The sequence below is a fragment of the Bradyrhizobium sp. genome (genome assembly GCF_016462955.1).
In the GTDB taxonomy this organism is placed as follows: Bacteria; Pseudomonadota; Alphaproteobacteria; order Rhizobiales; family Xanthobacteraceae; genus Bradyrhizobium.
The window spans coordinates 7,441-18,748 of sequence record NZ_JAEMSD010000076.1 but is presented as its reverse complement, the minus strand read 5'-3'; the positions used below and the strand labels follow the sequence as shown (position 1 = coordinate 18,748).

11 protein-coding genes are annotated in these 11,308 nt (G+C 65.3%); 6 read left to right on the top strand and 5 right to left on the bottom strand.

What is annotated here, in order from left to right; all coding sequences use genetic code 11:
• The coding region (locus tag JHD07_RS11080) for a hypothetical protein (protein ID WP_291621911.1) at positions 1 to 345 on the bottom strand (345 nt) is incomplete at its 3' end.
• A 157-nt stretch (positions 346 to 502) separates the two neighbouring features.
• Between JHD07_RS11080 and JHD07_RS11075 the strand changes: the two genes are divergently transcribed.
• Together JHD07_RS11075 and hpaD are read left to right on the top strand one after the other, a co-directional pair.
• Entirely contained in the window at positions 503 to 787 is a 285-nt protein-coding gene (locus JHD07_RS11075) for a helix-turn-helix domain-containing protein (protein WP_291621909.1), read from the top strand.
• A gap of 19 nt (positions 788 to 806) precedes the next feature.
• The gene (gene hpaD, locus JHD07_RS11070; protein ID WP_291621906.1) at positions 807 to 1,661 is read left to right on the top strand and encodes a 3,4-dihydroxyphenylacetate 2,3-dioxygenase; all 855 of its coding nucleotides are present in this window, start codon (positions 807 to 809) and stop codon (positions 1,659 to 1,661) included.
• Positions 1,662 to 1,671: 10 nt separating this feature from the next.
• On the opposite strand, the gene JHD07_RS11065 is transcribed toward hpaD, so the two are convergent.
• A complete protein-coding gene (locus tag JHD07_RS11065; RefSeq protein ID WP_291621904.1) occupies positions 1,672 to 2,904 on the bottom strand; it encodes a PLP-dependent aminotransferase family protein in 1,233 nt (410 codons plus the stop codon).
• Positions 2,905 to 2,990: 86 nt separating this feature from the next.
• Positions 2,991 to 3,518 (bottom strand): DUF3124 domain-containing protein, encoded by a 528-nt coding sequence (locus tag JHD07_RS11060; protein ID WP_291621902.1) that lies wholly within the window; start codon positions 3,516 to 3,518, stop codon positions 2,991 to 2,993.
• Between the two features lie 67 nt (positions 3,519 to 3,585).
• On the opposite strand from JHD07_RS11060, the gene JHD07_RS11055 reads away from it, so the two are divergent.
• The 4 genes from JHD07_RS11055 to JHD07_RS11040 all read left to right on the top strand — a co-directional run bounded on the left by JHD07_RS11055 (position 3,586) and on the right by JHD07_RS11040 (position 9,055).
• Positions 3,586 to 5,313, top strand: coding sequence for a cation:proton antiporter (locus JHD07_RS11055; protein ID WP_291621899.1), 1,728 nt, complete (start codon positions 3,586 to 3,588; stop codon positions 5,311 to 5,313).
• Between the two features lie 189 nt (positions 5,314 to 5,502).
• Positions 5,503 to 6,579, top strand: a complete 1,077-nt coding sequence (ribB, locus tag JHD07_RS11050) for a 3,4-dihydroxy-2-butanone-4-phosphate synthase (protein ID WP_291621897.1) — start codon at positions 5,503 to 5,505, stop codon at positions 6,577 to 6,579.
• Positions 6,580 to 6,771: 192 nt separating this feature from the next.
• Entirely contained in the window at positions 6,772 to 7,986 is a 1,215-nt protein-coding gene (locus JHD07_RS11045; protein WP_028135001.1) for an acyl-CoA dehydrogenase, read from the top strand.
• Between the two features lie 148 nt (positions 7,987 to 8,134).
• Positions 8,135 to 9,055: an MBL fold metallo-hydrolase gene (locus JHD07_RS11040; RefSeq protein ID WP_291621892.1), complete on the top strand. Its 921-nt coding sequence runs from the start codon at positions 8,135 to 8,137 to the stop codon at positions 9,053 to 9,055.
• A 117-nt stretch (positions 9,056 to 9,172) separates the two neighbouring features.
• On the opposite strand, the gene JHD07_RS11035 is transcribed toward JHD07_RS11040, so the two are convergent.
• Together JHD07_RS11035 and JHD07_RS11030 are read right to left on the bottom strand one after the other, a co-directional pair.
• Positions 9,173 to 10,027, bottom strand: a complete 855-nt coding sequence (locus JHD07_RS11035) for a DUF1499 domain-containing protein (protein ID WP_291621890.1) — start codon at positions 10,025 to 10,027, stop codon at positions 9,173 to 9,175.
• Between the two features lie 224 nt (positions 10,028 to 10,251).
• Positions 10,252 to 11,308 (bottom strand): AMP-binding protein (locus JHD07_RS11030; RefSeq protein ID WP_291621888.1); only part of this gene is annotated, 1,057 nt, incomplete at its 5' end.

Below are 11,308 nucleotides of genomic sequence, written 5' to 3'. Positions count from 1 at the left end.
GCCGTCCTTCTGCAGCAGGAGTCCGAATTCGCGCGTCTGGCGCAGCGATGGAAAGTACACCATCACATTGAGCAGGCCCTCCGCGTTGATCGTGGCAGATACGACCTCGTTCTCGTCCCTGGCCTCGCCGAAATCGCGGCGGTACATCACGCGTCCGTCCTTCCGGATTTCGTAGGTCAAGAGGGCGCCCTTGTCGCGGTTGGGCCGGGCCGTGCAATCGACCGCCCATGAGCCGAGCAGGCCCCATTGCTCCACGGTTGCGGCCAGCGTCTCGGCACCGGTAGCCGGGGTGAACCCAACCCACAGCACCGCAACCGCGATCCAGCGGCTCAAACAACGCACCATGTTCCGAAAACCCCGCCTCGAAGAACTCCAGAGTGTAGCATCACGCCCGCGTCCGTTCCACGCCGGCTGCCGATCGCTCGCGAATTTGATCCGCGTCAATGATGCAGGGTGGCCGAAGAGTAGGATGGCGCTCCCGAAGGCGAACGTGGATAGAGCAATGCTGAATCAAGTCATGGATTTTGCGGGCGAAGTGCTGCCGGGGAGCTGTGCCGTCCCGCCTTATTCCGAGGCCGCGTTTCTGAGCGAGCTGGGCGGTCGCCTGCGGTCCTCGCGCATGCGCTGTGACCTGTCGCGCCGGGAGCTCGCCCGCCGCTCCGGGATCTCCGAGCGCTATATCGCCCAGATCGAGGCCGGCAAGGGCAACGTCTCGATCGTGCTCTTGCTGCGGCTGGCCTCGGCGATCCACGGCAGCCAGCCACAGAGCCAGCCTCACGCGGCCTGACTCAAAAGGGGGTGACCGCATGGGGCAGCTCGTCCTCGCCGCCAAGGTCACCCACGTTCCGTCGCTGATGCTGTCGGAGCTGTCAGGCAGCCCGTTACGCGCGGCGCGCGAGCCGGCGGTCACGTCCTTGCGCGAACTGGGGCGGCGGGCAAAAGAGCGCGGGGTCACCAGCTTCGTGGTGTTCGACACTCACTGGCTCTCCAATTTCGGCTACCACATCAACGCCAATCCTCGGCATCGCGGTGCTTTCACCAGCCACGAAGCGCCGCACATGATCCAGGATCTGCGCTACGACCTGCCGGGCGATACTAGCCTCGCCGAAGCCATTGCGGGCAGGGCCGGGGATGCCGGTCTGAACGTCATCGCGCACCAGGTGGCGAGCCTCGGGCTCGAATACGGCACCATCGTGCCAATGCACTACATGAACCCGGACGGCTTCGCGAAGGTGGTCTCGATCGCCTCGCCGCTGTTCACCTCGTTCGAGGAGAGCCGGATCCTCGGCGAGGCGGTCCGCCGCGCCATCGACCAGTCCGGCGAGCGCGTCGCGATCCTCGCCAGCGGTTCGCTCTCGCACCGGCTCTGGCCTAACAAGAAGCTCGGCCCGGAGGCCTGGACCTCGATCGCCAGCGAGTTCAACCGGCAGGTCGACCTCCGCGTGCTCGAGCTGTGGCAGAGCCGTCGCTACCGTGAATTCCTCGACATGCTCCCGGACTACGCCACCAAGTGCAACGGCGAAGGCGGCATGGCCGACACCATCATGCTGTTCGCCGCGCTCGGCTGGCACGACTACCGTGGCACCGCCGAGCAGCTTTGCGACTATTTTCCCTCCTCCGGCTCGGGTCAGGTCAACGTTGAATTTCACGTCGAGGCGTGAGGCGTCGACCTCAGGCTCGCTTCTCCACATTGGCGCTGCGCGCCGGCACACCGAATTCCTTGCGGCAGACCTCGGCTAGCACGGCGACGCCTTCGCGGATCTGCTGATGCGTCGGACTTGCAAAGCACAGCCGCAGCCGCGAGCGGGAATGGCTCTTGTCGGTCGACCATTCCGGTCCCGGATTGATCGAGACGCCGGCGGCGAGCGCGGCCTGATAGAGCTTCAGCGTATCGACCTGGTCGGGCAGCTTCACCCAGAGGAAGATGCCGCCCTTGGGCTCCTCGAATTCGGCGGCCGTCCCGAATTGCTCGTTGAGCGCTTCCATCAGCGTGTCGAGCTTGGTGCGGAGCGCCTTGGTCAGGGCTGGCACGTGGCTTGCGAAATGCGGCTTGCAGTAGGCGGCCAGCACCATCTGCTCCAGCGCGCCGGAGCCCGCATCCGTCTTCAGCGCCAGCATCCGCGACATTACCTCCCAGGGCGCCACGATGAAGCCGACGCGCAGCGCCGGTGCGATCGACTGGGAGAACGAGCCGATATGAATCACGCCGCCGCCCTTGCTCATCGCGTAGATCGCCGGCGGGCGCTGCCCCGACCAGACGAGGTCGGCGTAACAATCGTCCTCGAAGATCGGCACGCCATACTCCGTCGCGAGCCGCACCAGTTCGGCGCGGCGGCTCTCGGACATGATGCTGCCGGTCGGGTTCTGCACGGTCGGGATGGTGTAGATGTATTTCGGGCGGATGCCGCGGCTCTTCAGGTCGGCCAGTGCCGCGGCCAGCGCATCCATGCGCATGCCGTCCTTGTCGAGGGGGATGCCGACGACGTTGACGCCGAGCCGCGCCAGGCGGTTCAGCGACCCCTGATAGCTGTCCTGCTCGAAGATGACGGTGTCGCCGCGCGCCAGCAGCGTCGCGTTGACGAGGTCGAGCGCCTGCAGCGAGCCGGAGACGATCAGGAGGTCGTCGACCGTGCAGGTGATCCCGGCATCGCGCCCCAGTTTCGTCACCAGGAATTCGCGCAAGGGGAGGTAGCCGTGCGGGCCGTGCGCGAGTCCGTAGGTGGCGAGCGAGCGGCCCTCGCGCCGCAGCACCGAGTTGGTCGCCTCGATCAGCTCGTCGAGAGGCACCTGTTCGGAATCGTTGTTGCCGCCGACGAAGCTGTATTTGGCAAGGCCCGTCCAGCGCGCGGACGGGGCCGGCAGCCCTGCGGGGAACAGGGGCGCGAAATCGAAGCTGGACGTCATGGGAGCGTTCCTCGTTTTGTTCTTGTCTAGCGGCCGGCTGTGCATCGCCCGCCTTAGTTCTTGCCGGCCGTCCAGGTCGGACGGCCTCACTTGTTTGTGGCCGTCCTGGTGGGACGGCCCTGGCTGATGAAAGCGTAATGCGCGTTGGCGATGCCGCCAACCATCAAGGCTTCGACCACCGGTTCGGCGATCTCGCCGGTGGCGGCCCAGTCGACCAGGAAATTGGCGCCGGTCCCGCCGCGCAAATCGTCGGTCGGAACGAAGATCGAGACGGTGGCGAGCGGCCTCAAGGCCACCGGCGTCTTCAGATAGCTCTCGACCTGCTTGCCTGCGGTGTCGAAATAGGCGATGCGTTTGATGACCAGCGGCTGGGTCTCGGAGGCGTTGTGTACGCTGAGCGTCACCGAGAAGTCGACACGCAACTTGCCCTGGCTCATCGCGACGCTGGAATAGGCCGGCACGTAGAATCCGCCGGAGACCGCGAGGTCCTCCTTCGGCATCGTGGTGAGCGAATCGGCAAAGTTCTGTTCGATATTGACCTTGGATTGCGCGGCGGCGGGCACGGCAAAGGCGAGGGGAGCGAGCAGCATGGCTGCGAAGAGCCCATTGCGCATGTGACGAATTGCTCGCTTGCCGCACCGCAACCCGTCTCTAGGGTGCGGCGAAACGGACCAATTTGGCATGCATGAGCTCATTCGCGATATCACACTCTCTATCCTGTTTGCCTGGATGCTGGGGCTTATCGCCCATTTTTCCCGGCAACCGCTGATCCTGGCCTACCTTATCGCCGGCTTCTGCATAGGTCCATTCGGTGCCGGCTGGGTCCATTCGCAGGAATCGATCAGCGTTATCTCAGAGCTTGGCCTGATCTTCATGCTGTTCATGATCGGGCTCGAGATCGACCTGAAGAAGATCGTGCGGGCGGGGCGGGTGATCCTGTTCGCGGCGGGCAGCCAGCTGCTCGGCGGCTGTCTGCTCGGGGTGCTGTTCTTCGTCGGCATCGGCCTGTCCATCGGGGGCGGGCATTTCGATGCGGTCTATCTCTGCGTCGCCTGCGCGCTGTCGAGCACCGTCATCATCGTCAAGGTGCTCTACGAAAAGCGCGAGCTCGATACGCTGCCGGGCCGCATCACCCTCGGCATCCTCGTGCTCCAGGACATCTTCGCCATCCTGTTCCTGGCGGTGCAGCCGAGCCTCGCCAATCTGCAGGTCAGCGTCATCCTGCTCTCGATCGGCCGTGTCGCGGTGCTGGTCACGGCCGCGCTTGTAGTCAGCCGCTACGTGCTGCCGCGCCTGTTCCACCAGATCGCGCGGCGGCCCGAGCTGGTGCTGCTCGGCGCGCTCGCCTGGTGCTTTCTGGTCGCCGAGACCGCGTTTAGGCTGTCGCTGTCGCGCGAGATGGGCGCGTTGATCGCAGGCGTCTCGCTCTCGACCTTCCCTTACGCGCTCGACGTCACCGCCAAGGTCACCACGCTGCGCGACTTCTTCATCACGCTGTTCTTCGTTTCGCTCGGCATGACCATTCCCGTGCCGGGCCTCTCGGTGATCAGCCTCGCCTTGATGATCGCGGCGTTCACGGTGGTGAGCCGCCTCGTCACCACCTTCACCCCGCTCTACCTGATGAAGCAGGGCTTGCGCGCCAGCCTGTTGCCGGCCCTGAACCTCGCACAGATCTCCGAGTTCTCGCTGGTGGTGATCCAGACCGGCGTCGCCGACCACCACATCGCGGCCGAGACGGCGAACGCCGCCTCATTCGCCTTCGTGGTGCTGGCGGTGCTTTCGACCTTCGTGATGACCCGCAGCGACGAGATCACGCGTTGGGCGATCGGCCCCTTGAAGCGGATCGGCCTGCGCGATCTCGACCATGGCAACGGCCATGCCGAGGATGCGCACGAGGGCCATGGCGAAGCCCGGCGCATCGTCATCCTCGGATTTTTCCGCGCGGCGAGCGCTCTGCTGGCCGAGATCGAACGGCAGACGCCCGTGCTGCTGGAGCAAATCACCGTGGTCGACTTCAACCCCAATGTGTACCAGACCCTGCTCTCGCGCGGCTTGCACGTGATCTACGGTGACATCAGCAATGTCGATACGCTGCTCCACGCCGGCATCGGCAAGTCCGAGATGATCATCCTCAGTGTGCCGGATTCGCTGCTGAAGGGCGCTACCAACGAGAAGCTGGTCCGCCACGTCCGCGCGCTCAATCCGACCGCCCTGATCGTCGCCACGGCGGACCTCCTGGCGGACGTCGCCGCGCTCTACGAAGCCGGCGCCAGCTACGTCACCGTGACCCGGCTCAGCGACGCCCACGAACTGTTTACCGTGATCGAAGCCGCCCAGGCCGGCCTGCTCGCCGACAAGCGCGCCGAGCTCGATCAGCGCCTCGGCGAGCGTCGCGAGGTGCTGCCCTGACGGCGTCGGGCCGCCCTCCTTGCCGCCTTCCTTGCAGACAATCCGCGCCTATATCGCTGGTATGCCCGGTGCAAGCCTGAAAGCCGCTGGCAGGCCCGCCGTCCGGCATATGTGGTTGCGCCTGGGGAGACTAGCGCCCCGCCCCAAGTCCGGCTAAGCCTCCCGGCCATAACCGATAGAGATTGGGAAATGCCCGATAGCGTTCAGGAAGTCTTGCAGGCCTTTGCCCGGGGTGAGCTCGTGGTCGTCACCGACGACGAGGACCGTGAGGGCGAGGGCGATCTCATCGTCGCCGCCTCGCTCTGCACCGCCGAGAAGATGGCCTTCATCATCCGCCACACCTCCGGCATCGTCTGCGCGCCCGTGACGACCGAGGATGCGCGCCGCCTGCGGCTCGATCCGATGGTCGCCCACAATGATTCCGCGCACACCACCGCGTTCACGGTCTCGATCGACTACAAGCCCGACGGCGGCACCGGCATCTCCGCCGAGGAGCGCGCCTCGTGCTGCCGCGCGCTCGCCAATCCCAATGTCGGCGCCAACGACTTCGCCCGGCCCGGCCACATCTTCCCGCTGATCGCCAAGGACGGCGGCGTGCTTTTGCGCTCCGGCCATACCGAGGCCGCGGTCGACCTCTGCAAGCTCTCGGGCCTGCCGCCGGTCGGCGTCATCAGCGAGCTCATGAACGACGACGGCAGCGTGATGAAGGGCGAGCAGGTCGCCCGCTTCGCCGCCCAGCACAAGCTCAAGCACGTCACCATCGCGGATATGATCGCCTACCGCCAGGCGCGCGAGAAGCTGATCGAGCGGGTCTCGACCTTCGTCACCGAAAGCCCGATCGGCCCATTGCAGGGCTATGCGTACCGCTCGCCGTTCGATTCCATCGCTCACGTCGCCTTCGTCTATAATGGCGTCGGCGACGGCAAGAACGTGCTGACGCGCTTCCACAAGCCGAACATCGTCAAGGACACCTTCACCGGCCACAAGCGCATGGCGGCCGTGCTCGACCATTTCAAGAAGGCCGGGCGTGGCGTGCTGGTTTACCTGCGCGATGGCGCCGCGGGTGTTCCCGTGGCGCCGCTGCCGGACGAGTCGTCCACCGAGGCCGACCGCAACCGCCAGTGGCGCGAGGTCGGCGTCGGCGCGCAGATCCTGCGCGACCTCGGGGTCACATCGATCCGGCATCTCACTTCGTCGGTGCACGACTACAAAGGCCTGTCGGGCTTCGGCATCGAGATCGTCGCCAACGAGCAGCTCGAAAGCTGACATGCAGCGTCATTCCGGGATGGCGCTGAAAGCGCCAGGCCCGGAAGCTCGAAGCGGTGAAAACGAAGGGATTGCGGGTTCGCGCTTTGGGTGCCCCGGAATGACCGAGACCAGGATACAATTGAACTTGTTGCCGCGGCGCTTTAGTTTGTCCGGCAATTATCGACGGAACCAGACGCGAAAGGACGTTTTATGAGCGTGCGCCCTCAGGCCAAGGACAAGCCGGCTGCGGCTTCTTTCCAGTGGGACGATCCGTTCCTGCTCGATGAGCAACTGACCGAAGACGAGCGCATGGTGCGCGACACCGCCCGTGCCTACGCCCAGGACAAGCTGCTGCCGCGCGTGGCCAAGGCCTATCTCGAGGAGAAGACCGACCGCGAAATCTTCAACGAGATGGGCGAGCTCGGCCTGATCGGCATCACGCTGCCGGAGGAATACGGCTGCGCCAATGCGAGCTACGTCGCTTACGGCCTCGTCGCGCGCGAGATCGAGCGGGTCGATTCCGGCTATCGCTCGATGAATTCGGTGCAGTCCTCGCTGGTGATGTATCCGATCTACGCCTATGGCGACGAGAACCAGCGCAAGAAGTATCTGCCCAAGCTCGCCAGCGGCGAGTGGGTCGGCTGCTTCGGGCTGACCGAGCCCGACGCCGGCTCCGATCCGGCCGGCATGAAGACCCGCGCCGAGAAGGTCTCGGATGGCTATCGCCTCACCGGCAGCAAGATGTGGATCTCGAACGCGCCGATCGCCGACGTCTTCGTGGTCTGGGCCAAATCGGCCGCGCACGACAACCAGATCCGCGGCTTCGTGCTGGAAAAGGGCATGAAGGGCCTGTCGGCGCCGAAGATCGGCGGCAAGCTGTCCCTGCGCGCCTCCATCACAGGCGAGGTCGTGATGGACGGCGTCGTGGTTCCGGAAGACGCCCTGCTGCCCAACGTCTCCGGCCTCAAGGGCCCGTTCGGCTGCCTCAACCGTGCCCGTTACGGCATCTCCTGGGGTGCGCTGGGGGCCGCCGAGGACTGCATGCATCGCGCCCGCCAGTACACGCTCGACCGCAAGCAGTTCGGCAAGCCGCTCGCAGCGACCCAGCTGGTGCAGAAGAAGCTCGCCGACATGGAGACCGAGATCGCGCTCGGTCTGCAGGGCTCGCTTCGCGTCGGCCGCCTGATGGACGAGGGCAAGTTCGCGCCCGAGATGATCTCGATCATGAAGCGCAACAATTGCGGCAAGGCTCTCGACATCGCCCGCACCGCCCGCGATATGCACGGCGGCAACGGCATCTCGATCGAGTATCACGTGATGCGCCACGTCCATAACCTCGAGACGGTCAACACCTACGAGGGCACCCACGACGTCCACGCCCTGATCCTGGGCCGCGCCATCACGGGCATTCAGGCGTTTTTCTGAGCCGCCGCGTTGAGGGTACTAGGCTATAGAACTCTCCAACTCCGTCATGGCCGGGCTTGTCCCGGCCATCCACGTCTTGAGCGCGCAAAGAACGTGGATGTCCGGCACAAGGCCGGGCATGACGAAGTCAGCAAGGAATGAGCAAGCCATGTCCGACAATGACGACGTGCCGTTCAACCGCGACTTCCCGCTGAAGCCCGGCCTCGTCGAGGAGGTCCGGCCCGGCGTACGCCGCGTGCTCTGCAACAATCCGAGCCCGTTCACCTTCACCGGCACGGTCAGCTACATCATCGGCGAAGGCAATGTCGCGATCATCGATCCCGGTCCGGACGACGAGGCGCATGCGACTGCGCTGCTCGATGCCGTGCGCGGCGAGACCGTGAGCCACATCTTCGTCACCCACACCCATCGCGACCATTCGCCGAACACCGCGCGCATCAAGCAGGCGACGGGTGCGCAGGTCTATGCCGAAGGCCCGCACCGGGCCTCGCGTCCGCGTTTCGAGAGCGAGAAGCACAATCCGGAATCCGGCTCTGATCGTGACTTCGTGCCGGATATCAGGATCGCCCATGGCGACGTCGTCGAAGGCCAGGGCTGGCGGCTCGAGGCGGTGGCGACGCCCGGCCACACCGCCAACCATCTGGCATTCGCCTGGCCCGAGCGAAAGTTCAACTTCGTGGGCGACCATGTGATGGGCTGGTCGACCTCGATCGTGGCGCCGCCGGACGGCTCGATGATCGACTACATGGACTCGCTGGACCGGCTCGCGGCACGCGAGGAGGATCTCTATTTCTCGGGCCACGGCCCGGAGATTCCCGAAGGCCAGCGCTTCGTGCGTTTCCTGATCCGGCACCGCAAGGCGCGCGAGGCCTCGATCCTGCACCGCCTCGCCAAGGGCGAGACCGACATCCCGACCATGGTCCGCGCGATCTATATCGGGATCGATCCGAGGCTGACGACGGCCGCCGGCTATTCCGTGCTGGCGCATCTGGAAGACCTGGTCGCACGCGGCGTGGTGGCGACGGATGGTGATCCCGTGATCGGCGGGACGTACCGGATGGCGGTCTAAACTCCCGTCATTCCGGGGCGCGCGCCAGCGCGAACCCGGAATCCATCGGGTCGCAGTGCTGGTGGATGGACGGATTCCGGGTTCGATGCTGCGCATCGCCCGGAATGACGGCGGAGGTCACTTCTTCACCGTCTTCGCCGGCGCCTTCGGCGGCGCGACCGGCGTTTTCTTCACCGGCTTGAGCGCGTCGGCATCGGCGGCGGCGTTGAGATCGTCGATGAATCTCTTGACGCGCGCGGCGTTGCTGCCGAGATCGCTGTCGAAATTGCGCGAGGCAGAGCGGATGTCGACGCGGGAATCATCGCCGTCCGCCACGACCCTGATCGAGACGTCTTCTCGAAAGCCCATCATCGGCGTGCGCGCCACCGCCTCGATGCGGCCGATGCGGCGCGGCGGCTGTGGTGCGCGCTCGTCGATCACGATCCATTTGCGCTTGTGGACGAGCTGGAGTGCGATCGCATAGGCGCGGTCGGCCGAAATCTCGAGCTCGACAGGCTCGATATAGGGGTAGAAGTGGCGCTGCTGCTCCGCCGAGTAGAGGCCGGCATAGACCGCGCTGTTGGTGCCCTCGCCGGTGCGCAGCCGCGCCAGTGCGTCGAAGCGCGGGGGATCGATCGGGTCGGTGGTGATGTCGTAGATCGACGGCAGCTTGCGATATTGCAGGCCCAGATAGGCGGGGTAGGCGAGGATCGCCCCGTCGATCAGGAAGGCGAGCAGGATGCGCGCCATGCCGCGCGAGCCGTTCTGCCAGATCGCGGCAAAGCCGGCGAGCCCGAACAGGATCGACAGGCCGGCGATCGCAAGCCCGCCGAGAAACGTCGCAAGCGCGGGCTTCGGCTCCAGGAAATCGAAGCGGACGATGATGACCGAGGCCACCACCGCCACCACCGCGAACACCGCGAGGTTGCGCGCCCAGCTCGCGAGGCTCGACACTGGCTCCGACTGATAGGGAGCGGAAAACCTGCGGGCCATCGAGTAAGCTCTGCCGGGGTTGGCGATGCCGGCCGATCCGGCGAGACGATGGTCCGTTGAGACCACGGCGCGGGGGCAAATTCAAGAGAGACCCGGACTGTTACTGTCCGTCATTCCGGGGCGCCCGAAGGGCGAACTCAGGTGCGCGCTTGCGCACCCGAGAATCTCGAGATTCCGGGTCTGGTCCTTCGGACCATCCCGGAATGACGTTGCTTGCCGTGCCGCTACGCCGCAGCGTTCGGGAAGCGGTAATCCTTGAATTGGTCGCGCAGCGCCGTCTTCAGGATCTTGCCGGTGGCCGTATGCGGGATACCGTCGACGAAGGCGACGTCGTCGGGCATCCACCATTTGGCGATCTTGCCGTCCATGAACTTCAGGATCTCCTCGCGCGTGGCCTGCTGGCCCTGCTTGAGCTGCACGATCAGCAGCGGCCGTTCGTCCCATTTCGGGTGGAACACGCCGATCACGGCGGCTTCCGCTACGGCCGGATGGCCGACCGCAAGGTTCTCGAGGTCGATCGAGGAGATCCACTCGCCGCCGGACTTGATCACGTCCTTGGAGCGGTCGGTGATCCGCATGTAGCCGTCCTCGTCGATGGTCGAGACGTCCCCCGTGTCGAAGAAGCCGTCCTCGTCGAGGATGTTGGTGTCGACACGGTAATAGGCCTTGGCGACCGCCGGGCCGGAGACCTTGAGGCGACCGAAGGTCTTGCCGTCCCAGGGCAGCTCCTTGCCGGCATCGTCGGTGATTTTCATCTCGACCGCGAAGGGCGCATAGCCCTGCATCTGCAGCACGTCGAGCCTGGCATCGCCGGTGGCGTTCTGGAACGGCGGCTTGAGTGCGGCGACGCTGCCGATCGGGCTCATCTCGGTCATGCCCCAGGCGTGGCGGACGTTGGAGCCCATGTCGAGGAAGGCCTTGATCATCGAGCGCGGCATCGCCGATCCGCCGCAGATCACCATCTTCAAATCCGGCAGCTTCAGATTGTTGGCGGCCATGTGCTGGAGCAGCATCAGCCACACCGTCGGCACGCCGGCGGTGTGCGTCACCTTCTCGGTCGAGAGCAGCTCATAGACCGATGCGCCGTCGAGCTTGGCCCCGGGCATCACCAGTTTGGTGCCTTGCGAGGGCGCGGAGAAGGCGATGCCCCAGCTGTTGGCATGGAACAGGGGAACCACCGGCAGCATTGTCTCGGACGCACTGGTGCCGAGCGCGTCGACATTGTTGGCCATCAGCGCGTGAAGCACGTTGGAGCGATGCGAATACAGCACACCCTTGGGG